General features: G+C 43.8%; 25 protein-coding genes. 10 read left to right on the top strand and 15 right to left on the bottom strand.

Annotated features, from left to right (window positions below; all coding sequences use genetic code 11):
- Positions 1 to 452: 452 nt before the first annotated feature.
- The 10 genes from IE130_RS11375 to IE130_RS11330 all read right to left on the bottom strand — a co-directional run bounded on the left by IE130_RS11375 (position 453) and on the right by IE130_RS11330 (position 9,928).
- On the bottom strand, positions 453 to 869 hold the full coding sequence (locus tag IE130_RS11375) for a F0F1 ATP synthase subunit epsilon (RefSeq protein ID WP_010197949.1): 417 nt from the start codon (positions 867 to 869) through the stop codon (positions 453 to 455).
- 115 nt (positions 870 to 984) lie between these two features.
- Positions 985 to 2,418, bottom strand: a complete 1,434-nt coding sequence (gene atpD / locus IE130_RS11370; RefSeq protein WP_010197951.1) for a F0F1 ATP synthase subunit beta — start codon at positions 2,416 to 2,418, stop codon at positions 985 to 987.
- Positions 2,419 to 2,456: 38 nt separating this feature from the next.
- On the bottom strand, positions 2,457 to 3,338 hold the full coding sequence (atpG, locus tag IE130_RS11365) for a F0F1 ATP synthase subunit gamma (protein WP_189586008.1): 882 nt from the start codon (positions 3,336 to 3,338) through the stop codon (positions 2,457 to 2,459).
- Positions 3,339 to 3,566: 228 nt separating this feature from the next.
- Positions 3,567 to 5,111 (bottom strand): F0F1 ATP synthase subunit alpha, encoded by a 1,545-nt coding sequence (gene atpA, locus IE130_RS11360; RefSeq protein ID WP_010197953.1) that lies wholly within the window; start codon positions 5,109 to 5,111, stop codon positions 3,567 to 3,569.
- Between the two features lie 93 nt (positions 5,112 to 5,204).
- Entirely contained in the window at positions 5,205 to 5,828 is a 624-nt protein-coding gene (locus IE130_RS11355) for a F0F1 ATP synthase subunit delta (RefSeq protein WP_189586005.1), read from the bottom strand.
- 13 nt (positions 5,829 to 5,841) lie between these two features.
- Positions 5,842 to 6,312 (bottom strand): F0F1 ATP synthase subunit B, encoded by a 471-nt coding sequence (locus IE130_RS11350; protein ID WP_010197957.1) that lies wholly within the window; start codon positions 6,310 to 6,312, stop codon positions 5,842 to 5,844.
- 117 nt (positions 6,313 to 6,429) lie between these two features.
- Positions 6,430 to 6,678 (bottom strand): F0F1 ATP synthase subunit C, encoded by a 249-nt coding sequence (gene atpE, locus IE130_RS11345; RefSeq protein ID WP_010197960.1) that lies wholly within the window; start codon positions 6,676 to 6,678, stop codon positions 6,430 to 6,432.
- 33 nt (positions 6,679 to 6,711) lie between these two features.
- Positions 6,712 to 7,581, bottom strand: coding sequence for a F0F1 ATP synthase subunit A (gene atpB / locus IE130_RS11340; protein ID WP_010197962.1), 870 nt, complete (start codon positions 7,579 to 7,581; stop codon positions 6,712 to 6,714).
- Positions 7,582 to 8,268: 687 nt separating this feature from the next.
- Positions 8,269 to 8,667 (bottom strand): ATP synthase subunit I, encoded by a 399-nt coding sequence (locus IE130_RS11335; protein ID WP_189586002.1) that lies wholly within the window; start codon positions 8,665 to 8,667, stop codon positions 8,269 to 8,271.
- Positions 8,668 to 9,043: 376 nt separating this feature from the next.
- Positions 9,044 to 9,928: a metal ABC transporter solute-binding protein, Zn/Mn family gene (locus IE130_RS11330; RefSeq protein WP_189585999.1), complete on the bottom strand. Its 885-nt coding sequence runs from the start codon at positions 9,926 to 9,928 to the stop codon at positions 9,044 to 9,046.
- A gap of 117 nt (positions 9,929 to 10,045) precedes the next feature.
- On the opposite strand from IE130_RS11330, the gene IE130_RS11325 reads away from it, so the two are divergent.
- The 6 genes from IE130_RS11325 (at position 10,046) to gluQRS (ending at position 15,995) form a co-directional block, all read left to right on the top strand.
- Positions 10,046 to 10,585: a helix-turn-helix domain-containing protein gene (locus IE130_RS11325; protein WP_189585996.1), complete on the top strand. Its 540-nt coding sequence runs from the start codon at positions 10,046 to 10,048 to the stop codon at positions 10,583 to 10,585.
- 110 nt (positions 10,586 to 10,695) lie between these two features.
- On the top strand, positions 10,696 to 11,493 hold the full coding sequence (locus IE130_RS11320; RefSeq protein WP_227676210.1) for a metal ABC transporter ATP-binding protein: 798 nt from the start codon (positions 10,696 to 10,698) through the stop codon (positions 11,491 to 11,493).
- A gap of 76 nt (positions 11,494 to 11,569) precedes the next feature.
- The gene (locus tag IE130_RS11315) at positions 11,570 to 12,388 is read left to right on the top strand and encodes a metal ABC transporter permease (RefSeq protein ID WP_189585993.1); all 819 of its coding nucleotides are present in this window, start codon (positions 11,570 to 11,572) and stop codon (positions 12,386 to 12,388) included.
- 315 nt (positions 12,389 to 12,703) lie between these two features.
- Positions 12,704 to 13,552, top strand: coding sequence for a metallophosphoesterase (locus IE130_RS11310; RefSeq protein ID WP_189585990.1), 849 nt, complete (start codon positions 12,704 to 12,706; stop codon positions 13,550 to 13,552).
- A 466-nt stretch (positions 13,553 to 14,018) separates the two neighbouring features.
- Positions 14,019 to 14,459, top strand: a complete 441-nt coding sequence (dksA, locus tag IE130_RS11305) for an RNA polymerase-binding protein DksA (protein ID WP_010197974.1) — start codon at positions 14,019 to 14,021, stop codon at positions 14,457 to 14,459.
- A gap of 519 nt (positions 14,460 to 14,978) precedes the next feature.
- Positions 14,979 to 15,995, top strand: a complete 1,017-nt coding sequence (gluQRS, locus tag IE130_RS11300) for a tRNA glutamyl-Q(34) synthetase GluQRS (protein ID WP_373299687.1) — start codon at positions 14,979 to 14,981, stop codon at positions 15,993 to 15,995.
- Positions 15,996 to 16,045: 50 nt separating this feature from the next.
- Here the strand turns inward: gluQRS and ftsW are convergent, their stop codons facing one another.
- Both ftsW and murD read right to left on the bottom strand, forming a co-directional pair.
- Positions 16,046 to 17,242, bottom strand: coding sequence for a putative lipid II flippase FtsW (gene ftsW, locus IE130_RS11295; protein WP_189585987.1), 1,197 nt, complete (start codon positions 17,240 to 17,242; stop codon positions 16,046 to 16,048).
- Between the two features lie 316 nt (positions 17,243 to 17,558).
- A complete protein-coding gene (murD, locus tag IE130_RS11290) occupies positions 17,559 to 18,974 on the bottom strand; it encodes a UDP-N-acetylmuramoyl-L-alanine--D-glutamate ligase (RefSeq protein ID WP_189585984.1) in 1,416 nt (471 codons plus the stop codon).
- A gap of 657 nt (positions 18,975 to 19,631) precedes the next feature.
- On the opposite strand from murD, the gene IE130_RS11285 reads away from it, so the two are divergent.
- The 4 genes from IE130_RS11285 (at position 19,632) to amtB (ending at position 24,225) form a co-directional block, all read left to right on the top strand.
- Positions 19,632 to 21,131 carry a SulP family inorganic anion transporter gene (locus IE130_RS11285; protein ID WP_189585982.1) on the top strand — a complete coding sequence of 500 codons (1,500 nt, stop codon included), beginning with the start codon at positions 19,632 to 19,634 and terminating at the stop codon, positions 21,129 to 21,131.
- Between the two features lie 161 nt (positions 21,132 to 21,292).
- Complete coding sequence (locus IE130_RS11280) at positions 21,293 to 22,147, top strand: universal stress protein (protein ID WP_189585979.1); 855 nt, start codon at positions 21,293 to 21,295, stop codon at positions 22,145 to 22,147.
- 399 nt (positions 22,148 to 22,546) lie between these two features.
- Entirely contained in the window at positions 22,547 to 22,885 is a 339-nt protein-coding gene (locus IE130_RS11275; protein WP_010197981.1) for a P-II family nitrogen regulator, read from the top strand.
- 77 nt (positions 22,886 to 22,962) lie between these two features.
- Positions 22,963 to 24,225, top strand: a complete 1,263-nt coding sequence (gene amtB, locus IE130_RS11270; protein WP_010197982.1) for an ammonium transporter AmtB — start codon at positions 22,963 to 22,965, stop codon at positions 24,223 to 24,225.
- Positions 24,226 to 24,369: 144 nt separating this feature from the next.
- Here amtB and IE130_RS11265 read toward each other — a convergent pair whose 3' ends face one another.
- The 3 genes from IE130_RS11265 to IE130_RS11255 form a co-directional block, all read right to left on the bottom strand.
- Positions 24,370 to 24,753: a DUF2147 domain-containing protein gene (locus tag IE130_RS11265; RefSeq protein WP_189585975.1), complete on the bottom strand. Its 384-nt coding sequence runs from the start codon at positions 24,751 to 24,753 to the stop codon at positions 24,370 to 24,372.
- A 259-nt stretch (positions 24,754 to 25,012) separates the two neighbouring features.
- Entirely contained in the window at positions 25,013 to 25,276 is a 264-nt protein-coding gene (locus IE130_RS11260; protein ID WP_189585972.1) for a hypothetical protein, read from the bottom strand.
- Between the two features lie 128 nt (positions 25,277 to 25,404).
- A complete protein-coding gene (locus IE130_RS11255; RefSeq protein ID WP_227676209.1) occupies positions 25,405 to 26,235 on the bottom strand; it encodes a DNA/RNA non-specific endonuclease in 831 nt (276 codons plus the stop codon).
- Positions 26,236 to 26,270: the final 35 nt, after the last annotated feature.

Below are 26,270 nucleotides of genomic sequence, written 5' to 3'. Positions count from 1 at the left end.
ATTAAAACTTTAGTTTGCGTCCAAGATTATATGATTTGTACTGCCAAAAAACCTAACACAGTCTCTATCAAGCAGTTAAGAGGCCAATAGGTATGAACCATCAAACCCTTAGATAAAGTAGCTCTAGTACGTTTTTGATATTCTTGGTAATTGTTGTCCAACAGCTAATATAGCGAGATATATGGATTGCCGCTAGTGACTTTTGCATAAAATTATTAATATTGGCTATCTATTAATTAAAAGGGCGGACTATATCGTGTATTTATTCAAACCTAACACAGAAATCCCGCATTATAGTGAATAGTTTAATATTTCATAGCGAATAGCTTGATACATCGTACCACGACCTAAATTCACACCAAATAATGAGCAAAAAAAACAGCCCATGATGGACTGTTTTTTGAGATATAAGACTGGATTAAACGTAAAGTTTAACACGGCAAATAATAAGACTAAGCACGGTTTTTGTACTTACGGATAGCTTGTAGCTGTCCTACGGACTCTGCCAATGATGCCAAGGCAGCGTTGGTTTGTACCGTATCTGATTGATTGACCAGCATTTGCTCTGCTTTTTTACGTGCTTCAACAATTTTGCTTTCGTCAAGATTATGGGCGCGCATCGCTGTATCAGCCAATACCGTGACCATTTTTGGTTGTACTTCTAGTACACCACCTGATACGTAAATCACTTCTTCTTCACCGTTTGGTGTTTGCACTCGCATCGCACCCGGTTTTAACAAAGTAATAAGCGGTGTGTGACCTGGCAATACACCAATCTCGCCTTCGGTACCAGTCGCTATTAACATGCTAATTTCGCCTGAATATAACTCTTCACGGGCACTTACGACGCGACATTGTAACGTTGCCATACTTAACTCCTTACTATCAAAACGCGATCAAAAAACAGTAAAAACTGCGCTGCGTTACTGATGAGTAGATAAACGTATTACAGCCTATCTACTCGTTAGCCAATACTTGAGCAACTTACGCTGCAGAAGATTTCATTTTTTCTGCTTTGGCAACCACTTCATCAATGCCACCAGCCATATAGAAGGCCTGCTCTGGTAAGTCATCGTATTCACCAGCGATGATTGCTTTAAAGCTAGCAATGGTATCGCGTAGTGGTACATATTTACCAGGTGCACCAGTAAAGATTTCAGCAACGTGGAATGGCTGTGACAAGAAGCGCTGAATCTTACGAGCGCGATAAACGACTAGTTTATCTTCTTCTGACAACTCATCCATACCCAAAATTGCGATGATATCTTTAAGCTCTTTATAGCGCTGTAGAATTTCTTGAACACCGCGAGCAACGTTGTAATGTTCTTCACCGATCACTTGTGGATCTAGCTGACGTGAGGTTGAATCTAATGGATCAACCGCAGGATAGATACCTTGTGATGCGATATCACGGCTTAGTACAACCGTTGCATCCAAGTGAGCAAACGTCGTAGCAGGTGATGGATCCGTCAAATCATCCGCAGGGACATATACGGCCTGAACTGACGTGATTGAACCTGACTGAGTTGATGTAATACGCTCTTGTAGCATACCCATCTCTTCAGCTAGTGTTGGCTGATAACCAACCGCTGATGGCATGCGGCCAAGCAGTGCTGATACTTCAGTACCGGCTAGTGTATAACGATAGATGTTATCAACGAACAGTAATACGTCACGACCTTTGCCAGTAGCAGGATCTTTCGTATCACGGAAGTACTCAGCCATAGTCAAACCAGACAGAGCAACACGTAAACGGTTACCCGGTGGCTCATTCATCTGACCATATACCATGGCTACTTTAGATTTACTAAAGTCTTCAGTGTTTACAACGCCAGCTTCTTGCATTTCGTGATAGAAATCATTACCTTCACGAGTACGTTCGCCGACACCAGCAAATACTGACAAGCCTTCATGCTTAAGCGCGATGTTGTTGATCAATTCCATCATGTTGACGGTTTTACCAACACCAGCACCACCAAATAGACCAACTTTACCACCTTTAGCGAACGGGCAAAGTAGATCGATAACTTTGATGCCTGTTTCTAACAATTCAGTACTGTTTGACTGATCCGCATAGCTTGGCGCTTCACGGTGGATAGACCATTTTTCGTCAGCTTCTACAGGACCTTCTTCATCGATAGGACGACCAAGAACATCCATGATGCGACCTAGTGTACCAATACCGACAGGCACAGAAATAGGTGCACCAGTATTAGTAACAGGTAGGTTACGCTTTAGGCCTTCAGTTGAACCCATGGCAATAGTACGTACGATGCCATCACCTAATTGTTGCTGTACTTCTAGGGTGGTTTCAGTACCATCTACTTGCAAAGCATCATAAATCTGAGGAACTTCACTACGGTTGAACTCAACGTCAAGAACCGCGCCAATAATCTGTACAATACGACCGCTACTCATTGCGTTCTCCTTGAACTTCTATATATAGGTGTAGTCAATTATGAAACAGCAGCAGCACCGCCAACGATTTCCGAGATTTCTCGGGTAATCGCCGCTTGACGCAGCTTGTTATAAACCAACTGTAAATCGTTAATTAGGTCACCAGCATTATCTGTTGCCGCTTTCATCGCAACCATACGTGACGACTGCTCAGAGGCAATGTTTTCCATTACCGCTTGATAAACAATCGACTCAATATAACGGCCAAGCAATTCATCAATCAACGTCTTGATGTCAGGCTCGTAGATATAATCCCAGCTAAGTTCTGTCTGTATACCGCTCTCTTCGTCACCAAATGAGCCCTCTGGTAGAGGTACTAATTGATTGACGGTTGGCTTTTGAGTCATGGCATTAACGAATTTGTTATATACCACATAGATACGGTCTATATTACCGTTACTATAATCCTCAAGCATGGCCTGAACGGGTGCATTTAATTGCTCAAACGTTGGTTTGTCGCCATAGTCGGTCACGGCTGAGGTGACTTTTCCGCCGAAATTTTTGAAGAAACTGACGCCTTTGGCACCGATGACTGCAAACTCAGCTTGAACAGACTGATCTTGATACTCATGAATGCTTTTGGTGAGCGCTTTGAATAGGTTAATATTCAAACCACCTGCGAGACCACGATCAGAGGTAACGACAATATAGCCGACCTTGTTGACCGGACGCGATACCATATAAGGATGTTTGTAGTCTGATGAGGCATGCACCAAATGTGAAATAACCCGGCGCATACTATCAGCATACGGGCGACCCACTTCCATGCGGTCTTGGGCACGGCGCATCTTACTTGCTGCTACCATTTGCATAGCGCGAGTAATTTTTTGGGTGCTTTTAATACTGGTGACTTTGGCACGTATCTCTTTTAAGCTTGCCATAATGATTCCAATATAAGAGGGTTAAAAAGCATTGGCGCCTGCAACAATTTTTTAATATAAAACATTGAACTAATCAAATAATATTTCAAATCTTGTGGCAACACGCGATCTAATACCGATGATGGTTAAAGCAGTGACGCGCCTGTCTCAGCAAAAAGCTTATCAGACAACGCGTCACCTTATAGGCTGTCAGCGACAGCCATAACCAGTTCGGCTTAACCCGTTAAATTAATAACTGTGATTTTGTTTAAAGGTCTCTAAAGCTGACTTTAAACGACCTGCGATATCATCATTATAGTTCGCAGTATCATCAATCTCACGCATCAATTCACTTTGCTCATCATGCATGTAACGTAAGTAAGATTCTTCGAAAGCACCAATTTTTTCAACTGGAACGTCTGATAAGAAACCTTCGTTCGACGCATAGATAACCGCTGCTTGCTCAGAGATAGACATTGGCTGATACTGTTTCTGCTTCATCAGTTCAGTCACACGCTCACCATGATCAAGCTGTTCACGAGTCGCGTCATCAAGATCTGAGGCAAACTGGGCAAATGCTGCTAGTTCACGATACTGGGCTAGTGCGGTACGGATACCACCAGACAGCTTCTTAATAATCTTAGTCTGAGCAGCACCACCAACACGAGATACCGAGATACCAGCGTTGACTGCTGGACGGATACCTGAGTTGAATAGGCTAGACTCTAAGAAAATCTGACCATCAGTGATTGAAATCACGTTAGTCGGTACGAATGCAGATACGTCACCAGCTTGGGTTTCAATAATAGGCAATGCGGTTAAAGAACCTGTCTTACCCACTACTTCACCATTAGTGAACTTTTCTACGTACGCAGCATTTACGCGTGATGCACGCTCAAGTAAACGTGAATGTAAATAGAATACATCACCAGGATACGCTTCACGACCTGGCGGACGACGTAGCAATAGTGAAATCTGACGATAAGCAACTGCTTGTTTTGATAAGTCATCAAAAACAATCAGGGCATCTTCGCCGCGGTCACGGAAGTATTCGCCCATCGTACAACCTGAATACGGTGCGATATACTGTAGTGCTGCTGGCTCTGATGCTGAAGCAACTACTACTGTAGTGTATTCAAGCGCACCAGTTTGCTCAAGCTTACGTACGACGTTTGCGATGGTCGAACGTTTCTGACCGATTGCCACGTATACACATTTGATACCAGATGATTTTTGCGCAATGATCGCATCGATAGCCATCGCGGTTTTACCCGTCTGACGATCACCAATAATAAGCTCACGCTGGCCACGACCGATTGGAATCATGGTATCAACGGCTTTATAACCGGTCATTACTGGTTGATCTACTGACTGACGGTCGATCACGCCTGGGGCGATTTTTTCGACTTTGTCAGTCATTTTGGCATCGATAGGACCTTTGCCATCAATAGGATTACCCAAAGCATCAACAACACGGCCTAGCAGCTCAGGACCTACGGGTACTTCAAGAATGCGACCAGTACAATAGGCTTTTTGGCCTTCTTGTAGTTTTAGGAAGTCGCCCAGTACTACCGCACCAACAGAATCACGCTCTAAGTTAAGCGCCATCCCATAGATTTCACCTTCAAACTCAATCATTTCGCCGTACATGGCATCTTCAAGACCATGAATCTGCACGATACCGTCAGATACTTTGACAATCGTGCCTTCATTCTTTGCAGTTGCACCCGCATCAAGGTCTTGAATACGCTGCTTAATCAGGTTACTGATTTCCGCTGGATTCAATTGTTGCATTGCCTTGTTTCCTTTAATTTATGATAACCCGCCCACTGATTTAAATGCTCTTACTATCACGCAGTTTTTATATATCTACGTTGATGAATGGCATTAGGCAGTTAGCTGTGTTTTTAACTGTTGTAACTTGCCGCGCATCGAATCATCAATGATTTTGTCACCGACTTTGATCGTAGCGCCAGCCAAAAGACTAGGATCAACCGACTCATGAATCACCACACTAGCATTTAGCGAAGCAGCAAGACGTGTTTGGAGCATGTCACGCTGTGCATCGGTCAATGGATAGGCGGAGGTCACGTAGGCATCAAGCTGCTTTAAGCTGGTTGCCTTATGACGGCGATAATGCGCATAAACTTCAGGAAGCAGCGCCAGACGCTCTTGTTCTGATAACTGATTAACGAAGTTACTAAGTGCCACTGATACTTTTGGATAGCTGGCGTTGTTGTCTGGGCGAGCCCCTTGGGCCTCACCTAATAACTGCTTAAAAGCAGAATCATCAGCGCTAGCTACTTGTGTATCATAAAGATCGATCAAAGCAGCTGACTTATGCTCAGCAGAAACAGCTGGATTGTCTAGCCAAGTACTGAACGACTTGTCATTGACAATGTTACTGGCAATAAATAAGAAGTTTTCCCACTCATTTACTACCCCGTTTTCATTGGCATAGTCAAACGCGGCTTTAGCGTACGGTCGTGCTAAGGTTGATAAGTCAGCCATTATATCCTCACAATTACAGCTTCGCCGCCAGTTGGTCTAACATACTGGCATGTTTTTGCACATCGACTTTGTCTTGCAAAATCTTTTCTGCACCAAGCACAGCCAGTTCAGCAACTTGGGCACGCAATGATTCACGCGCTTGATTGATTTCTTGGTCGATAGATGCTTGCGCTTGTTGACGAATGCGCTCGCCTTCCGCTTGGGCTTGCGTTTTGGCATCTTCGACAAGCTGGTTGGCGCTCTTGTTCGCTTGCTCGATTAGAGCAGCAGCTTTAGTCTTTGCAAGATTAAGCTCCTGCTGGACATCTTGCTCCGCGGTCGCCAGATCTGCTTTTGCTTTTTCTGCGGCATTCAAGCCTTCAGCAATTTTACGCTGACGCTCATTGATGGCACCGATAAGTGGTGGCCACACGAATTTCATGCAGAACATCACAAAGATTGCAAAAGCAATGGCTTGACCGATGAGGGTAGAATTGATATTCACGTGATCACCTCTTTGTTAATGAAAAATCAGTTTCATTGATCATATTTGATAGCCAAACTTTGGCTATGGTTAAGATACAAACTTTGACTACCAAACATTTACAACTGAGCTTTCTGATTAACCTGCTAGAGGGTTAGCGAATAACAATAGCATAGCAATACCAACACCGATCATCGGAATAGCATCAAGAAGACCTGCTACGATGAACATACGAGTTTGCAATTGTGAGCCAAGTTCTGGCTGACGCGCAACACCTTCTAAGAATTTGCCGCCTAGAATAGCAAAACCAATACCTGTGCCAAGTGCGCCAAGACCGATAAGTAGCGCTACTGCTATAACTGTGTAACCACCTAATACTGGATCCATTGATGTATCCTCATTTACCTATTGAATGTCTAATTAATGTTCAGTTGATGATGCAAGCGACATGTAAACTATCGTTAGCATCATAAATACGAACGCTTGAAGTGTAATAATTAAGATGTGGAAGATCGCCCACGGTACTGATAACGCCCATTGAATCCAAAACGGCATCAGGGCAATCAGTATGAAAATCAATTCCCCAGCATACATGTTACCGAATAGACGCAAGCCAAGTGATACAGGCTTTGCAATCAAGGTAACTGCTTCTAGAATAAAGTTAATGGGAATCAAAATGGCTTGCATGATTGGGTTTTTGGCACTAAACGGATGGAGTGTTAACTCACCGACAAAACCACCCAACCCTTTTTCTTTAATGCTATAAAAGATAATCAGCGCAAAGACAGAAAATGACATGCCAAGCGTGATGTTAGGATCAGTCGTTGGCACAATCTTGAAGAATACGTGATGTGGATCATGACCCATCATGGCGCCAACTTGCCCCGCAAGACTTGGAATAAAGTCGATAGGCAATAAATCCATCAAGTTCATCAAGAAGATCCACACAAAAATAGTCAACGCCAGTGGCGCAATCAGTTTTGAGGTACCACTATACGAATCACGAACGTTGTTATCAACAAACTCAACGATCAACTCAACTGCTGCCTGAGTTTTGCTTGGTACGCCTGAAGTGACTTTTTTGGCAACCATCCAAAAGATGGTGCAAAACAAGATACCCAGGCCAACTGACCAAAGCATAGAATCAAGATGGATAGCTTTAAAGCCCATCAGCCCTGCTTCTTCAGCAGTATAGGCAACTTTCCAGCCTTCGCCCGGCAAATAGCCGTACGTCCAATTCGTTAAGTGGTGAGAGATATATTCTGATGATGTTTGTTGCTCGGATGCCATAATGTAAGCTTCTTATTAATCAACGATTTAATCAACTACCAAAAATACGGTTGTCATCTGATGAGGCGATTGGCGGGTCTTTTTCCCACGTGTCTCACGTAAGGAGATAAAACCAACCAAGGCGCTCATGTAACCAACAACATCCAACCCATAGTTCTATTTACTAGTGCTATATACCTAGCTTAGTATAAATTTTAGCTATCAAAAAAGGGCTTATGATTATTCATTAATAGCCCTTTAATGTTTATATCGAATAGGTGTCTGCTCATACCTGCCTTTTTAGGCAAACGCTTAATATAGCGTCCAAAAACAAAGCAGTTAGCTGCCTATATTAATGCAGCGTTGTATTCGTGTAAAGCCTATTATGACTTTTTTATCCGCTGTATGAACAAGTTAGCGGCTATTGACCTTTAGTGGCATGGGTTTGCATCATTCGTGAAATTGTAAAAATAAAATTATAAGTGATGGCAATTAACCAAACTATCTCTTATCTATAAGACTATTTTTACTTTTTACGCTAATTTCAACGACTTATAGCAGTAACTTATAAGTCCATACCTTAACGTCAAATCAGTTATTTGTCATTCTTTTGGCTTTGTGAAGCTAGCCATAGAGAAGTTGGACGGCAGGATGACTTATCTAACGCTAATAGATACTTACTCACTTCAATACTGATCGTAAAGAGTGCTAGCGTATGTGCCACAACATCCAACTGTGACTAATTTGCATTACCATAAAACCGATAAACAACGCAGGCGCTGATAGGGGTTGTACGGTAATAAAAATTAGTGCGAAACCAAACACTGTCAGTAGCCATTTGACCATCTGACCTCGATATAGCTGGCTGACAATGTGTCGGCGCGCGCGATATCCAGTATGCCAAAAGATAAAATTTGCAAAGACGGCTTGTGTGGCGAAACTAAGTAGCGCACCGATCGAGGTACTTTTTGCTACTATCAGCCCACTGTCTAGCCAAGTCACATCTACTACCCAGCCAATAATAATCAGGATAAATAAAATCCATGCTTGGCGTTTCAGGTAGATGCCAATCTCATCTTTTTGCGTGCGTTTGGCAGGCTTGGTCATCAGCAGCTATCCTATAGTATTGGGATAATGTCGCATATTTGCCACGATTTTATCCGTGACCATTTTATTCATGACCATTTTATGCATGAAAAGTCACTATACAGACGTTGCCTTTTAACCAAAATAAAACGCCACTTATTATAGGGAGCGCGCGCGCGATTAGCAAGTAAAATATGCGTCTTATCAAGCATTTGATTGTTTAGCGCTAACGCTCCCTCTAAAAACTTAGTAAAGCCTAGCTAATATCTTATAAAACAAAGGTCTTGGTGCTCGACAATTTGATAATGCTATCGAGCGCCAAGACCCTTCTAAATAACGCTTTATGCTAGGGCATGCCCTTAATCTCAACAAAAGCGAGTAAATGGGCTAAAAATGGCTATGCGATACATTGGCGGATTTGCTGCGCCATACTCTGCCAACCACTAACGAAGTCTTTACTAGTGCTCATGTCTTCAGCTTGCACGGTACTCTTTACAGGTTGAAGCTTAGCGAGCAACCCTTTAGCTGGCGCACTTGGACTAACCAAACACATTTGCTTGGCAGGACGCTTCTCATTTAGCCAGCGCAACTGACTGGCTTTTGGCGCTAAATGGTGATCGGTGCTTAGACTGCCAACGAGCTGTAGCTTTAAGCTGTCCTCCATATACTGATAGGCATCGTGATACGCCCAATAAGGCAATGCCTTTGTCGCTGTGCTCTGCTTTGTAGCCAGCACTCCTTTATCCAGTCGCTTGGCAAATTTTTGTGCATTGGCTTGATAGAGAGCTTTATATTGTGGATTTGCATGGCTATGAATCACGGCAAGCGCACGGGTGATGGCTTTGGCATTTTCAGGATCGAGCCAAATATGCGGATCTAGCGTGCCAGTGATAGCTTCGCCTTTGACATCGCGTAGTGGATGGCGGTTGAACGCATCAAACTTGAATAAAGCAATGGCATTGGGCGCGCTATTGAGACTGGCGGCCAAATTATTTTCTAATGGCTCGCCAAACCATACCACAAACTTGCTGTCTTGAATGGCTTTTATGTCGCCCGGACTAATACTGCCGTGATGCCCCACCTCCCCTGCTTGCAATAATTGCTTGGCAGGCGGCGCACCTTCCGTCACGGCTTGACTCAACAAGAACAATGGATAATTACTCACGCTAACGGTAGCGGCTTGGGCGCTCAACGTCAGACAGCTTAACGCGACTATCCCAGTAATGAGCAGTCGCTGTAGTATAATGATCGAGCGTAAAGAATGGCTGAAAAATGAATTCATAATAGGCTCTTTAATATTAAGTTGAGGCAGCATACCTGTTTTTCATTTCATTATGTTATACTATAACAATAAAAAACGCCATCATAAAAAGGCGTCATATTTTTAGGAGTTTGTCCTATGTCCCCTACTTCATCGACATGCGAACATTTGCACGATGTGCAACATTTTACCGCGCACGATGTAACCGAGCGCTTGACGGCGGCAAAAGAACAATGCCGCATAAGTGGTGTACGCTTCACGCCATTGCGGCAGCAGATATATCAGTTAGTATTGGCCGCCAATAAGCCCGTTGGTGCCTACGACTTGATCACACAATTGCAGCAAATGCGCTTGTCAGAACCGGATGCACAAGATTCTGCGCCGACCAATCAGCAGACGCCAAAGAATGTCGCGCCACCAACGGTTTATCGCAGTTTGGAGTTTTTGTTGGGCGAAGGCTTGATACATCAATTAACCTCTATCAATGCTTATGTGCCCTGCTGTCACCCACGCGCCCAGCATACCGCCGCATTTTTAATTTGCGATCAATGCCAGCGAGTGCAAGAATGTAGCAGCTTACCGGTACAAGAAATGATGAGCTTTGCGGAGCAAGATGTCGGCTTTATTGTGGCTCGTAGTGTCATTGAGCTCAGTGGTCGTTGCCAAGCATGCCAATAAAGCTTGCTGTATTTTTTCTTTATTAAGTACTGATCTCGGTACTTATTATTCAGTATTTAGCATTCAGTACTCAGACATTTATCATTTATCAATATATTAGTCACTAGCCTATGAGCCTGCCCATTTCACCATCAGAGCAATCGTCTGCCTCTATCAGTCTGGATAATAAGACCAACCAAGCTAGCCAGCTGCTGAGCTTAAGCGATATCAGCTATGACATTGGTTCGCAACGCTTGTTGTCACATATTAATATCGATATTGCCGTTAACGAGACAGTCAGTCTTATTGGGCCAAATGGCGCTGGTAAATCGACGTTGGTTAAGCTTATTTTAGGGTTGATTGAGCCAACTAAAGGGCAAATGACGCCCCATCATAAGTTACAGCTTGGCTATGTGCCGCAGCGCTTTGCGGTACCGCCGATATTGCCATTACGAGTCTGCGACTTATTGGCGCAAGCCGATAAGAAACGCTTAACGGCTGAGCAACGCCAGTTTATCTTTGATAATTTATCGTTGACGCACCTGCTATCACGGCAAATGCTGCACTTGTCCGGTGGTGAAACGCAACGAGTTTTATTGGCTCGTGCCTTGTTAGATAAGCCTAATTTATTGATTCTAGATGAGCCGATGCAAGGACTTGACCCTGATACCGAGGTTTGGCTCTATCAGTTTATTGATGAGCTACCAGACTTCTTACGCTGTGCCATGCTAGTAGTGTCGCATGATTTGCATTGGGTGATGAAAGGCAGCCGACGGGTCATTTGTTTGAATAAGCATATTTGCTGCGAGGGACAACCAAGCGAGCTTGCCATTAGTAGTGAGTTTCAAAAGCTGTTTGGTCATCATTATGAGCAGCCTTATGTGCATCAGCCGCATGCCTGTGAACATCACGCGCCAAGCGAGTTGTAATCATCATAACCAAACGACTAAAGCAAAAAGCTGCTTTACGACCTTTATTTTATAAACCGTTTATTGGATACATGATATGAGTGCTTGGTTAGCCATTATTGCGCCTGCTTGGATTGCTGGCAGTATTTTAGCATTGCTATCAGCGCCCCTAGGGTGTTTGGTATTGTGGCGACGCATGGCATTTTTTGCCGATGCATTGGCACATGGCACATTGCTGGGCGTCGCCTTGGCAGTGTGGTGGCAATTACCGATGGGGATCGGTATTGCATTGGTTAGCGTGATAGTGGTACTAGGACTCGTGCTCATAGATGATGAGCGTTTGCCCGTCGATTCCGTACTGGCGGTGGTTGCAGTGTCGCTGCTATGTTTGGGGCTGTTAGCGCTGACCCAGCTGACCGATCAGCAAGCCAACGTGTTGGGGTTTTTGTTTGGTAATTTGCTCGAGCTTGATTGGGCAGACTTGCCATTGATAGGCGGTAGTGTGCTGGTGGGACTGGTATTGCTCGCATATATTTGGCCTGCACAAATTAAGCTTGCCACTCACGAAGCGTTAGCACGGATTCAAGGCGTCAACCCAACACGGCAGCGGCTGTTTTTTATGGGGTTATTGGCAGGGTTTTGTGCCATTGCTCTACAAGCAGTGGGTAGCTTATTAATCAGTGGCTTGCTGGTGCTACCGGCTTTAACAGCACGTCTATGGTCAGCATCGCCAAAGCAAATGGTGATTATTGCGCTGCTTATCGCTCAGCTTGGGGTCACCTTAGGTGTTTGGGGCAGTATTTGGCTGGATATTCAGACTGGACTATCTATCGTACTGGTATTGGCTATTTTATTTTTTGCAGCGCTGATTTTATCAAAGGTACTAACGGCAAAGTTTTGGACGATGCGCCGTTAGTTGTGCCATCTTTATTGTTACGTAGAGGCTTTTTATATGCCTTAGCTGATCATTAGGCTTTTATCCAACTTTATTTCATCAATATTGCTAGAGCTTTCATTCACTTTATGATATAAACTTTCCCTAATGCTATCAATGTAATAGTTAGTAGAATGCTGCATATCGCTCGTTTTGTGAGTATAGGGCTATAAGCGGCAACCGCTTCCATCAAGGATGGGAGAAATGCGCCATAAGACCCCGTAATTAAAAGTGATCGATTTATCCATATTCGTTTTAATAGCAATACTTGTTTTGATTCGATAAGGGACTGACCCAATGCTAAGCTATCCTGCCAATAACATCAGCACGCCAGATGAACAGCTAAACGTGTTGCAGATCACTGATTTGCACTTATCAACGCCCACCTCTGCCCCAGCTAATGACGACATTGACAATAATTCCGATATGTCTGTCTGTCAGCATAGCTTTGAAAAAGTCATCGAACAAGCATTGAGTGAAGACATCCGCTGTGACCTGATCGTGGTGACGGGCGACTTGGTGAATCAAGTAAAGCCCGCTATCTACGACCATATTTTTGAGGTGTTACAAGCGACTGATATTCCTTTTGCCTGTATTGCTGGCAATCATGACGTCACTGATGAGATTGGTAGCGATTTACCTTTTTTTGAGCGGGAGCTCGTCGCCCAGCCTATGGATACGCGTTTGCTAAGTCGACACGTTATTGAAACGGAATACTGGCAGCTGCTATTACTGGATTCCTCTATTTCTGGGCAGGTGGCAGGAGAAGTGACAGCGACCGATATTGACTGGTTATGTGTGCAGTTGCAAGAATGCAGTAAGCCTACGCTCATTGCCTTGCATCACCACGTTATACCGATAGAGTCTGACTGGATCGATACTCATATGGCAAAGAATACCGAGGCTTTCTGGCAGCATATGGCCCCGTTTGAGCAATTAAAAGTAATCATTAGCGGTCATACCCATCAAGCACAAGTGCGCCATCGTCAAGGGGTCAGCGTTTATAGCACGCCCTCGACTTGCTATCAGTTTAAGCCTTATAGAGATGACTTTGCTTACGATGAAAACGCGCGCCCCGGTTATCGCTGGTTGCAATTAGCCAACAATGGAGAGGTTGCAAGCTGGGTTAAAAGGTTGGATACTTGATGCCCAGTTTTATCGGCGTCAATAACACTGTAATTGTCTTTGTCCATATGTTTGATTTAATACAAAAAATTTCGTCCATATGGTTGGCAAAATCAAACTTTGCTTTATGATAAGTGAATACTGATACTGATAAAACCAAATCGCGTTAGGATGGTAACGCGTCTAATCGCAAGCAAAATTATAATAGCTAGGATGGCTACATTGACCACAAGCTAAGTTTTCACAGTCAGTCATTTGTCGCATTATTTAGGCCCAGCCATTTAAATAAAAATATGCATAACAATATACCTGACCATTGATATAAACATATCAATATAACCGTACGATGAGTTCAGCTGTGTTACTTGTGTTACCAAGTGGTAAAACGTTTTATAAAGGGACAACTTATCGCGTTTGTTAAACTTATAACGTCTTGTCTTTTGATATGTCGTTTTATTGAATTAATTTGAAAAAGTAGGATACCCATATGAGCACCGTGACCACGAATCCGAGTGATGTTAAGTTTACTCCTTATGTGCCTGCCAAAGACGAAGAGTATATGTCTGATGCGCAGTTAGAGCATTTTAAGGCTATTTTGTTGGATTGGAAGCAGCAACTGATTGGCGAAGCAGATCGCACCAAGACTTATATCCAAGATGAGTCTAGCGCCATGCCGGATATTAATGACCGCGCCACTCAAGAAGAAGAGTTTGCCTTGACGTTGCGTACGCGTGACCGTGAGCGTAAGCTCATTCGCAAAATCGATAAATCTATGGCAGAAATTGACAATGATGATTATGGATTTTGTGAAACTTGCGGGGTAGAGATTGGCTTGCGTCGTCTTGAAGCACGTCCAACAGCCACTCAATGTATCGACTGCAAGACGTTATCTGAGATCAAAGAGCGTCAAAACCAAGGTCATACCTAGACGCTCTCTTATGCTAGCGCATTTAAATGAGTACTGAGTGTCTTATAATAACGAGCGACCATTTATTGGTCGCTCGTTGCGTTTTATAGATCTTGTACTATAGTCAGTTCAATATAAAAAAGAGACAGCGTGACTGATATAAATTTTTTGTAGCCTCTGTCTACGTAGACACAGCAAGCAAGAAAAATTTGTACCAGTCACGCATTTTATAATGTCGTGTATCTATTTTATTTAATATCGACTATATGGATAGCTTTTACTAATTGACTAGGGCGTGTCTTCAATCCACTCGATAGCCATCTAAATGGGCAAAATCTTTCCAAATATCGTCAAATAACTGGTTAATGTCCCGATATTATCTGCGCTATTTTTCTTGTTTGACGGCAATTTATCTCATTTTTATCACCATTTTTAAAATGAAGACACGCCCTAACAAAACAAGCGTATTTAATAAATATCTTTTTGCTCCGTTCTTCTTTATTCTAGCTATATCCTCCTACATTGATAGTCATTACTTTGATAACCCCTATTTTGCAAACTGCCCATACTCCTATTCTCCATCAGCAGCCATCATCACCTCCTATCGGTCGCTTTGCGCCTTCACCCACAGGTGAGCTGCATCTTGGCTCCTTGACCACTGCGCTTGCCAGCTTTTGCCATATCAAGTCGCTCGGTGGCAAATGGCTGCTGCGTATCGAAGATACCGACACGGAACGCTGTGACAGACAATTCACTGAGCAGATTCTTATAGATTTAGAAGTGCTCGGGCTACAGTGGGACGGCGATGTCATTTATCAGTCTGAGCGTATTGATATCTACAACGACTACTTGTCATCAGACTTGCTGGCGCTGACTTATGGCTGTCAGTGCTCACGTAAGGACTTAGAGCGCTATTGGTCTCAGCAAGCACAAGCATCCTCGACGACTCAAGATTTAGAGCCTCTACCAGCAGGTTTGAATGCTACAGATATTAAGCAACTGCTGCCCAATAGACAACGCTACCCGCGCTGCTGCCTCAATGCCAATCTCAATCGTCAGCAACACAAGCTGCGCATACAACTGCCAGACCATAAAATCGGGTTTAGCGATGGTATTCAAGGGTTGCAGTGGGATAATCCACAACAAACCTTAGGGGATATGGTGGTTCGACGCCAAGACGGCATGATCAATTATATCTTAGCCGCCAGCCTCGATGATGGGCTACAACAAGTCACTCATATTATGCGTGGCTTGGACATTTTACCCATGACCACTGCTCAGATTAGTATCATGCAGGCGGCTAACTTACCGGCTATCGATCACTGGTATCATCTGCCCTTGATATGCAATCCTGACGGGCAAAAGCTCTCCAAGCAGAACCTTGCGCAACCGATTGATACTCGCGATCCAAGTAAGCTTATCGCCGACGCTTTGCAGCTATTACAGCAACCAGCGGTCGATAGAGATACGCCAACCCGAATGTTAGCGCAAGCAATTGCACAATGGGATAACACTCCGCTACAAGGCAAAAGCGCACTAAATCTGCCCAATTATTAAAAAACAAAAAGCGCCGCTGCTGGCGACGCTTTTCTACAAATTAACACCTGCTAATAATAACGGCACTGGCTTTTTTCAATCTCAGGGCTTTCTTTATAAATCTTTAGCAGCAAGGCAACCATCACTAAGCTGATGAGCATCGATGAGCCACCGTAACTAAAGAATGGCATGGTCAAACCTTTGGTCGGAATGGCACCCATATTCATCGCCGCATTGATAATCGTTTGCGCGATAAAGACCACACCGATACCAAAAGCGGTATAGCTCATACGCATTTGGCGACGCTTGAGCGCGTTATAACTGATACGCATGGCACTGCCAATAATGAGCGCCTCGAGCAGCAATACCACTGCGACCCCCACAAAACCCAGCTCTTCACCCGTAATGGCTAATAAAAAATCCGTATGTGCTTCAGGTAAATGTGACAGTTTTTGTACGCTTTCACCATAACCGACACCGGTGAACTGACCACGCCCAAAGGCAATCAAACTGCGTGCCAGCTGATAATCAGTATCTTGCACATCGTCAAAGGGATCCAAAAACGACATCACACGTACCAAACGATACTGTACCAAAGTCACTGCCAGTACTGCCAATCCAGCCACCAAGCCGCCCAATGCCAAGAACTGCTTGTAAGGTGCGCCAGCGATATAAAATATCGCAAAAACGGTGCCAACAATGACCACCAAAGAGCCAAAATCTGGCTGTAATAACAGTAACAGCGTGATCATACCGACCACTAAAAATATCCGTAAAAAGCCATCCCAGCCATTACGAACCTCAAAAGATCGACGCACGACAAAATCAGACACGAATACAATCATGACCAGTTTGGCCAATTCTGCAACCTGAAAGTTCAAAAACCCTAGATTTAACCAGCGCTTAGAGCCATTAATCGGCGTGCCAAATAGAGTTAAAACCAGCAAGCCCCCCGTAATGGCTAACAGGAGAAACTGAGTCTCTGTCTTATATAGGGTTCGTAAGGATACTAAGTAATAAGGAAAAGCGGCAGCGATTAGTCCAATTCCCATATAGAGTAGCTGATTTCTAAAAAAATATAGCTCCGTCATGCCGCGACTGAGCGCGAAGGGAATAGAAGCAGAAGCGACCATCAGTAGACTGAGCACCAGCATACAGCCGACACTCGCTAATAAAATTGCACGCGCTGACGGCATAGAGAGAATGCCATCTGAGCCAGAGGCTTGCTGCGATTGGGGAGACGAACGAAAAAGAGAAGAGAGCGCCATAATTTTATATACACTAACAAACGAAAAAACACGGCGTTTATGCAACGCCACCGTATAAAAAATATAAAGTAGATCGTACCACACGGACCATAACAGCCCATCAATACTAGAAAAATAACGCCTGATTTGGTAGCTATCCTAGGATTATTGTATCCATTATCACTGTTCTAATAATAAAGTCAGCAAACTGCCTGACTGATTATTGACAGTAGCAGTAATCTATAAGCAAAACAATCATTTATCAACAAAATGCGATTGGCTACACACTGCTGTGTTTGTATTGCTGTGTAGTTGCCCAATATTTAGCTAATGCTATTTAAATATCTGTCGCAAGCTGACTGACCAGCTGGCTAAAATGCTCACCACGAGCCGCATAACCACTAAATTGATCAAAGCTGGCACATGCTGGCGATAATAACACGGCTTGCACTTGTGACAAGCTGCTTATAGTGACTTGTTGAATGGTGGCAAATGCACTTTCTAACGTTTGGCATTGATGCAGCGCCACTTCATCACTTAATTTCGTTGCACGTAGATGCTGTTCAATCTGCTTAGCATCCTCACCAATAAACAGTACTTGGCTGACGTATTTATTGATAAAAGGCGTCAATTCACCGAATTGTTGACCTTTACCCTGTCCGCCTAAGATTAACAACAGCTTACCGTCTTTTGGTGCATAGACCGCGCCTAATCCTTCGATAGCCGCCATGGTCGAGCCAATATTGGTGCCTTTTGAATCGTTGAAATAATCAAGGCCTGCCGCAGTGGCGACGTATTGGCAGCGATGCTCGAGACCCGTGAACTGTTGCAGGGTGTTCAGCATGCTATCTAGTGGTAAGCCAGCAAGCTCACCTAGTGCCAAAGCCGCTTGCGCATTGAGCAAATTGTGACGCCCTTTAATCTGTAGTTTGTCCGCTGATAGCAACCGCTCGGTCCCACGTGCAAGATAGATCTGTCCTTCTGGATCAGTGATGAGACCATAGTGACCTTTATCAGGAGCATGGATACCTGTGCTCAGCCGTGGCAAATTATCCGCCACCAACGGTCGAGTCAGCGCATCTTCACGATTGATCACCACCGATTTGGCACCTTGAAAGATACGGTGCTTGGCTTGATGATAGCCCAGCATATCACCATGGCGATCTAAATGATCGGGTGACATATTAAGGACAGTTGCTACTTGCGCACCTAAATTGGTCACGGTCTCTAACTGGAAGCTTGACAGCTCAAGTACGGCCAATTGCATATCAGGATTGGCAAGTAGATTAAGGGCTGGCACGCCAATATTACCACCGATGCCTACATTGACACCGGCATCCGCCGCCATCTGCCCGACCAAAGTCGTCACCGTGCTTTTGGCATTGGAGCCCGTAATAGCAACGATCGGTACGGTACAGGCTTCGCAGAACAGCTGAATATCACTGACCACAGGAATGTTGGCGCGACGGGCCGCGGCAACCGCGTTGGTATCTAAAGAAATACCTGGGCTGATAATGATCCGTGCCGCTTGTTGCAATAATTCTGCATCTATCGCTCCAAATTGGCGAATATCAACGGCTGCTGGTAGTTGCTCTGCTAAGGCAGGCGTCGGCTGACTGTCAGTGACAGCCACATGGTAGCCTTGCTTGGTAAGATAGTTCGCTACTGAAAGCCCTGACTGTCCCAAACCGACCACGACTTGTAGACCACTGCCCTTATGAAGTAAGGTTTCTGTTGCGGTAAGGGTGGTCATATCTCTTCCTTCTATTGGACGAACAAAATGGCATCAAGCATATACGTGGTTTAGACCGTTTGAATGATACTGTTAAGATGAAGAGCATGATAACGGTATCGTTCAGATTTCGGTACTGGTTTTTTATGACTTTGTGCTATTATGCGGCTGTTTTTATATTGAGTAGCTAATGCTATAATATCGGCCTAAACAGATATTTGGGCTAGATATTTCACCTAAGCATTTTAGTTTAGCATGTTGTCACATTTACCGCGCTATTGTCACGCTGCTTCCGCAACGATTCCTATTGAGGTAATGAGATGGCAGACACTGGCTTCGATCTACTTATGCGCTTTTGTCTGATAGATTATTTATCTCCTTCTACCGCGGTACGTCATGGCGGTTCTTATACTTTATTTTAGACACTGTATTTTAATACACTATATTTTAGGCCTTATATTTTAGGCACTGTCATCATATTGACTATTGGTGAGCGTATTAGCGATACCAGTCAATAAATTGATGGGCGTGCTGCTAGCTAATTATCGATTGGTAATGAAGCAACAGCATAATAAAAGTACGTTTAGTAGCACTGATTATAACGACCTGTAATAACGCGATCATTTTAACACTGAGTAATGATTACTTTTTTTGCCTTTAACTCTATGCAGTTTACTTATGACATCTTTTTTTGATAGCTTACGTGACGACTGGTTTTCCAATGTTCGCGGTGACGTTTTATCAGGGGTGGTGGTTGCACTGGCCTTGATTCCAGAAGCCATTGCTTTTTCTATTATCGCGGGCGTCGATCCAAAAGTTGGTTTGTATGCATCATTCTGCATCGCCGTCGTGATTAGTTTCGTCGGTGGTCGGCCGGGTATGATTTCGGCAGCGACAGGAGCGATGGCGCTAGTGATGGTAGACTTGGTGGCTGATCATGGCTTGCAGTATTTGCTGGCTGCTACCTTACTGTGCGGGGCGATTCAGGTCGTCATGGGTATTCTTAAGCTTGGCAATCTGATGCGTTTTGTCTCGCGCTCGGTGGTCATCGGCTTTGTCAATGCGCTAGCGATTTTAATATTTATGGCTCAATTACCTGAGCTTAACCCTATGACTGAGAAGGTCGGGATGACCGTTTATATCATGACCGCGGCGGGCTTGGCGATTATTTATTTGTTTCCGCTTATTCCTAAAATTGGTCGGGTGATTCCTTCACCGCTGATTTGTATCGTTGGCTTGACCGCGGTAGCGATGTATATGAATCTCGATATTCGTAACGTCGGTAGCATGGGTGATTTACCTGATTCTCTACCCGTATTTTTGCTGCCAGATATTCCATTAAATTTAACGACGCTCTTAATCATTGCGCCTTATTCTATCGCGCTGGCCATCGTTGGTTTATTAGAATCTATGATGACAGCGACGATTGTGGATGAATTAACTGATACGCCGAGCGATAAAAACCGCGAGTGTCGTGGTCAAGGTATTGCCAACGTGGTATCAGGATTCTTTGGTGGTATGGCAGGTTGTGCGATGATTGGTCAGTCAATGATCAACGTTAAATCAGGCGGACGTACGCGTCTGTCTACCTTGATGGCAGGTGTGGTCCTACTCATTATGGTGGTGTTTTTGAGTGAATGGGTCAGTCTGATACCAATGGCAGCACTGGTAGCTGTGATGATTATGGTCTCCATTGGTACTTTTAATTGGCAATCTATTCGCGAGTTTAAGACCCATCCGATGTCATTTAACATTGTCATGCTAGCAACCGTTTTGACCACTATCTTTACGCATAATCTAGCATATGGCGTAGGTGTTGGTGTGCTGCTATCTGCGCTAGCATTTGCCAATAAAATCGGGCAATTCTTAACGATATTTAGCGAGTATGACGACAGTAGTAACACGCGTTACTACTACGTCCAAGGCCAAGTGTTCTTTGCCTCAACGACGCAGTTCTTGCATAGCTTTGATACCAAAGAAGCTTTGGATAGCATTCATATCGATGTCAGCCAAGCGCATTTTTGGGACGTCAGTGCCGTAGATACCTTGGACAAGCTGGTCATGCGCTTGCAACGTGAAGGGATTGATGTCAAAGTGGTAGGACTCAACAGTGCAAGCCGTACGTTGATTGACCGTTTCTCTATCCATGATCGCCGAGACATTGGCTTGTTGGATTAAATGGTTAGATAACCAAGCACTATGCCTGCGTTATCGAACGGACGTTAATTCATGGTTTGTAGACAAACCATTATATTGGTATACCAGTTCAAGCTTTAGGGTCATCGCAGATGAGTTGACCCGCTTGACGGTATTTAACTATTAGATGATGTGGTGGCCTTATGAGTAATTTAAAGCCAGATAGCGTAATTGCCTGCTTAGACTGCCCTGATCACGTACAAGCCGTGCTAGAGGCGAGCATGTGGGCAGCACCTCGTTTACAAGCCCCTATCGGTCTGTTGCATTCAGTACCAAGCTTGCAACAAAAAGCAGCGGTCAATTATTCTGGTTGCCTCAATATCGATGACGAAAGTGCTTTGTTAGATCAATTTACCACCAAAGAACATTTGAGTAATTGTGAACTAAAAGCGCAAGGCAAACTGTTACTCCATCAAGCCACAACTTATTGCGAGCAGCAGCGCCAAAAATTAAAGACGTATACGCTGCATCGTCATGAACATCTTAATCAAAGTATCGATTATGTCGACAATAAGGCGCAATTGATTGTTATTGGTCATCATGTGACCTGCAAAGCAACGTTGAGTCAGCTTATTCGTTTAAGCCACTGCCCCATTTTGGTGACTCATGCACCATTTTTGACCCCTACAACTGCTTTATTTGCTTTTGACAACTGTGCAACTTCTCATAAACTGCTTAATTGGCTATGCAAAACGCCGCTTGTTCGCGCCCTAACCATTCATATTGTTATGGTCGGTAAAGACAACTCGGAAAACTGCGATGCACTACGTGAAGCTTATGCCCGTCTCAAGCAAGCTGGCATAAAATCCAAAAAGGCATTGCTAGACTGCCGCGATGTGACAGCAGCCTTAACCTACTATCAAAATGAGCACAATATTGGTCTGCTGATAACAGGCGCTTTTGGTCAGTCTCGTTTGCATGAATTTCTCAAAGGCAGCGACACCAAAAAACTACTAGGCAGTACCAAAACCCCATACCTACTCTTCCCTAAAGTATAACGCCAACTTTTAATTTGCGGGCAGAGTATTGTGCTCTGCCCCTCCTGTCTACTTTTACTCAGTACTCATTTGCTATACACTTTTATCAAATCATCACATGAAATAAAGTGATAGCCTCCCCAAGCGCTTTAAAAGTTGGTTATAATAAAGTTTTCGATACTCCAACGTTAAAGGTTGATCTACTCTGCTTGTATGGACAACAATGACGATTATCGTGCCCCTATAAGCCGTATTTTTTGTCAATACCATAAGCATTTTTGAACCAATTGGCTCAATCCTAGCTACCCCCTTGATTAGGTTTGGCACAGTTCTTGAATGACTTACGTTAAGAATGGCAGTCATACGATGAAGCACAATGTCTATATCAACCTGCGACATCACACATATAAGGAATTTTTTATGAAGCTAATCACTGCGATCTTAAAACCGTTTAAGCTCGATGATGTGCGTGAAGCGCTTTCTGACATCGGTGTCAAAGGTGTTACCGTCACTGAAGTCAAAGGTTTCGGTCGCCAAAAAGGTCACACGGAGCTCTATCGCGGCGCAGAATACGTGGTGGACTTTTTACCTAAAGTAAAAGTTGAAGTGGCCGTTATCGATGAGATGGTTGAACCTGCTATCGAAGCCATCACTCGCATCGCTAGCACTGGAAAAATCGGTGACGGTAAAATATTTGTGACGGCTCTTGAGCAAGTCATTCGTATTCGTACGGGCGAGACAGGTCCTGACGCTATCTAACGCGTAGACTTACCTATAAACACAGATTTATAGGACATACCGATATCTATATTGCATATATTCAAGGGGGAATTAACATGCAAAATCAAATCTTTGAGCTCCAGTACGCACTTGATACGTTTTACTTTTTAATGTGTGGGGCGCTGGTCATGTGGATGGCAGCGGGCTTTACCATGTTAGAAGCAGGGCTGGTACGCTCAAAAAACACCGTCGAAATCCTAACAAAAAATATCGCGCTATTTGCCACCGCTTGTACCATGTACATGATCTGCGGCTATGCCATTATGTATGATGGCAATCTATTCTTAAGCGGTATTGCAGGCGGTGAGGCTTTGGTAGCAGATGCTTTAGCAGCCTCAGCTGAAAATGGCTTTGGTGGTGATTCTGTTTATTCTGCAGCTTCTGACTTTTTCTTCCAAGTGGTATTCGTCGCAACCTGTATGTCAATCGTCTCAGGCGCTGTCGCTGAGCGTATGAAGCTGTGGGCTTTTCTCCTCTTCGCGGTAGTCATGACTGGTGTTATCTATCCTGTTGAAGGCAGCTGGACTTGGGGTGGCAAAGACGTCTTTGGCTTATTTAACTTAGGTGACTTAGGCTTTTCTGATTTTGCTGGTTCCGGTATCGTCCATATGGCAGGTGCTGCTGCTGCATTAGCAGGGGTATTATTGTTAGGTGCTCGTAAAGGTAAATATGGTCCTAATGGTGAAATACGTGCCATTCCTGGTGCCAATCTGCCATTAGCAGCACTTGGTACTCTCATATTATGGATGGGCTGGTTCGGCTTTAACGGTGGTTCTGTCCTCAAGCTCGGTGATATCGCCAGTGCCAACTCTGTCGCGATGGTATTTTTGAATACCAATGCAGCAGCAGCAGGCGGTGCTATTGGGGCATTGTTAGTAGCGCGTCTTATCTTTGGTAAGGCTGATTTAACCATGCTCCTAAATGGTGCGCTAGCAGGTTTGGTTGCGATTACCGCAGAACCTTCTACTCCTTCTGCGCTGCAGGCCACACTGTTTGGTCTGATAGCAGGTGTTATCGTTGTTTTATCCATTCTCGCTTTAGATAAAATAAAAATCGATGACCCAGTAGGTGCTATCTCGGTACATGGTGTAATTGGTCTCTTCGGCCTACTGATTGTTCCTATTACCAATCCAGCAGCATCGTTCGTAGGTCAAATTGCAGGCGCAGCGACCATCTTTATATGGGTATTTGTTGCCAGTCTAATCGTTTGGTCAATCATTAAAGTGGTGATGGGTCTACGTATCTCTGAAGAAGATGAATATGAAGGTGGTGATATCGCTGAATGCGGTATGGAAGCTTACCCAGAATTCGTAAGATAATCGGTTAACATCTAGAAAAATACTGCAGTACAAAGAAATCCCGCACTACCTTTCGGTAATGCGGGATTTTTTATACTGTATAATTTGTACTATATAAACTGCTTTCTATAAAGTATCTAATAATCTAGTTTCTTTAGAATTAGATTATTTCTTTTTCCACTCTTGACTGCGTGAGAATGGACCGATATAACCTTTTAGCTTCAATGTACTACCACTTAGTTGTGCCGTCATACGATAATCTTTACCTTTCTCAGGATCAGTAATCGTACCACCACTATATTTACCACTACCATCAGCTTTAAGACCTTTGATGATAGTCGTGCCAACGTGTTTCTTACCTTTGGCTGAATTAGTAGAAATCAGCGTACCTGTCAAAACACCATTTGATTCAGTGATTTTTACCGTACCTTTTGGCTTACCTTCATCATAGGTCTGCCAAGTCGTGTTGGCTAGAGGATCAGCGGCAAATGCCATGCTTGCTAAACTGATACCTGCAACTGCTAAAGTGGTTTTTGTAAATAATTTCATAGACTGACTCCCTTCATACAATGATTATTCGAAACGTTATGTTTCTACTCTCCTAGGCTTATCCTTCGCTAAAACTTCATTCCCAGCTGTGCGATTTCCTACTAGTTAGTAGTGGGTTAACGCAACAATAAATAAGCTGTTCATTAAAATTCTAAACGACATAAGCGATGTCTTGACCCATTATAAGCAATTTTAAGCTTTTGCCTAGTAATTTTTTTATAGTTTATTATTTCTATAAAATCAGAACTATATCAAACAGTTACAAGAAGGGATTGTCGATATTTTTATCCAGCTGGTCATCTTTTTCTTTTGACTTGTCATCATTATTATTGTATTCAGTGTTGTTTTCAAAAGCTTGCAAAATCTTACTTGTTAAGTCATGTAACTGTTGTGCTTGCTGATGCCCAGTGGCATCAAAGGTCAAATCAATGTCGCCATATATAATAATTTTATCTTGCTGGTTTTCGATTACGAGCTCACCAATTTGCATACTTTGATGATTATTGGCAAATGGGTCAATCATTTGAGTCTCCTTTCTATTAACAGCATCTTACGTGATTTTTCAATAGTTCGTACTTTCTGTCACATACAGACATTAGAGTGTGTCCTCAATCTGAATAAAAGCGACTAAATAGGCTAATAGTAAAAGCATTACGCCTGCAACTGGGTGATTAGCCAGTCAAGAATCGCCCAGACAAAAAGCATCCAAGTAGGTTCTTCAACAGTCGCCTCAGGCAAATCTGAACTCTCGCCAGCCTTTAGTGGTAGCTCAAACGCTTGTGCTTTAGTCTTGGCATCCAGTACGGGTAATACATCGATGCCAATTTCGGTCGCCAATTCATCGACACTAATAACCTTTATACGCTCTGACTCATCATTTGGTGCGTAATAGACCCCTGCTTGATTAATCGCAGGAATATAAACTGCTTTAAAGAAATGACTGGGAACAAGCACTCGGTCAGCCAATTGCTTAGTTTTTTTGCCAGTAAACGCCACCCCTGTAATGGTATAAACCTCTCCATATTGCTGGGTTAAGTAACGAGTGGCTGACTCGATATTACGCCAAATATAGCGATTATTACGTGGCGATTGCGGAGCGATATTGGCCAAGCTAAAACTATCATATTGTTGACTGCGATTCGCCATATCAGCATTGGGCGCTAAGTGCCCGCGATCATAGCCTGAGCCTGAATAGTCAGACAATGAGGCACGTGCGGATGTGGGTAGTCGGCTTTCTTCATGAAAACTGTCTTCACGATCAATCTCTTTGGCTTGCTGTAAACGCTTGCGATCTAAATACTCTGCCGACCACAGCGGCGTGCGTGATACTCCCGAATACATCACGGCAAAACCATCCATACATAGCGCTTGTGTCTTGTTACTGAGCTTAGGATTGGTAAATTCAGGATAGATACTGCCATAAAAGGACTGGCTACACTGGGTAAAGTCATCAGCATGCGCCGAGGTTATGCTTACTACCATCATCACAGTCATTATGATGCTGTTTTTGACACTGT

It is taken from the genome of Psychrobacter glaciei, assembly GCF_014652895.1.
GTDB lineage: Bacteria > Pseudomonadota > Gammaproteobacteria > Pseudomonadales > Moraxellaceae > Psychrobacter > Psychrobacter glaciei.
Note: the sequence above shows the minus strand (reverse complement) of the source record. Positions and strands in the feature narration are given on the sequence as shown.

What these genes read in the sequence shown, in the direction of transcription:
- IE130_RS11255 (WP_227676209.1), bottom strand. Translation starts at nt 26,235, where the DNA reads ATGGTAGTAAGCATAACCTCGGCGCATGCTGATGACTTTACCCAGTGT.
- atpD (WP_010197951.1), bottom strand. Translation starts at nt 2,418, where the DNA reads ATGAGTAGCGGTCGTATTGTACAGATTATTGGCGCGGTTCTTGACGTT.
- IE130_RS11325 (WP_189585996.1), top strand. Translation starts at nt 10,046, where the DNA reads ATGTCCCCTACTTCATCGACATGCGAACATTTGCACGATGTGCAACAT.
- atpE (WP_010197960.1), bottom strand. Translation starts at nt 6,678, where the DNA reads ATGGATCCAGTATTAGGTGGTTACACAGTTATAGCAGTAGCGCTACTT.
- IE130_RS11265 (WP_189585975.1), bottom strand. Translation starts at nt 24,753, where the DNA reads ATGAAATTATTTACAAAAACCACTTTAGCAGTTGCAGGTATCAGTTTA.
- IE130_RS11280 (WP_189585979.1), top strand. Translation starts at nt 21,293, where the DNA reads ATGAGTAATTTAAAGCCAGATAGCGTAATTGCCTGCTTAGACTGCCCT.
- IE130_RS11315 (WP_189585993.1), top strand. Translation starts at nt 11,570, where the DNA reads ATGAGTGCTTGGTTAGCCATTATTGCGCCTGCTTGGATTGCTGGCAGT.
- IE130_RS11285 (WP_189585982.1), top strand. Translation starts at nt 19,632, where the DNA reads ATGACATCTTTTTTTGATAGCTTACGTGACGACTGGTTTTCCAATGTT.
- IE130_RS11375 (WP_010197949.1), bottom strand. Translation starts at nt 869, where the DNA reads ATGGCAACGTTACAATGTCGCGTCGTAAGTGCCCGTGAAGAGTTATAT.
- IE130_RS11260 (WP_189585972.1), bottom strand. Translation starts at nt 25,276, where the DNA reads ATGATTGACCCATTTGCCAATAATCATCAAAGTATGCAAATTGGTGAG.
- IE130_RS11330 (WP_189585999.1), bottom strand. Translation starts at nt 9,928, where the DNA reads ATGAATTCATTTTTCAGCCATTCTTTACGCTCGATCATTATACTACAG.
- atpG (WP_189586008.1), bottom strand. Translation starts at nt 3,338, where the DNA reads ATGGCAAGCTTAAAAGAGATACGTGCCAAAGTCACCAGTATTAAAAGC.
- amtB (WP_010197982.1), top strand. Translation starts at nt 22,963, where the DNA reads ATGCAAAATCAAATCTTTGAGCTCCAGTACGCACTTGATACGTTTTAC.
- IE130_RS11310 (WP_189585990.1), top strand. Translation starts at nt 12,704, where the DNA reads ATGCTAAGCTATCCTGCCAATAACATCAGCACGCCAGATGAACAGCTA.
- murD (WP_189585984.1), bottom strand. Translation starts at nt 18,974, where the DNA reads ATGACCACCCTTACCGCAACAGAAACCTTACTTCATAAGGGCAGTGGT.
- atpB (WP_010197962.1), bottom strand. Translation starts at nt 7,581, where the DNA reads ATGGCATCCGAGCAACAAACATCATCAGAATATATCTCTCACCACTTA.
- IE130_RS11355 (WP_189586005.1), bottom strand. Translation starts at nt 5,828, where the DNA reads ATGGCTGACTTATCAACCTTAGCACGACCGTACGCTAAAGCCGCGTTT.
- dksA (WP_010197974.1), top strand. Translation starts at nt 14,019, where the DNA reads ATGAGCACCGTGACCACGAATCCGAGTGATGTTAAGTTTACTCCTTAT.
- atpA (WP_010197953.1), bottom strand. Translation starts at nt 5,111, where the DNA reads ATGCAACAATTGAATCCAGCGGAAATCAGTAACCTGATTAAGCAGCGT.
- IE130_RS11275 (WP_010197981.1), top strand. Translation starts at nt 22,547, where the DNA reads ATGAAGCTAATCACTGCGATCTTAAAACCGTTTAAGCTCGATGATGTG.
- ftsW (WP_189585987.1), bottom strand. Translation starts at nt 17,242, where the DNA reads ATGGCGCTCTCTTCTCTTTTTCGTTCGTCTCCCCAATCGCAGCAAGCC.
- IE130_RS11335 (WP_189586002.1), bottom strand. Translation starts at nt 8,667, where the DNA reads ATGACCAAGCCTGCCAAACGCACGCAAAAAGATGAGATTGGCATCTAC.
- IE130_RS11320 (WP_227676210.1), top strand. Translation starts at nt 10,696, where the DNA reads ATGAGCCTGCCCATTTCACCATCAGAGCAATCGTCTGCCTCTATCAGT.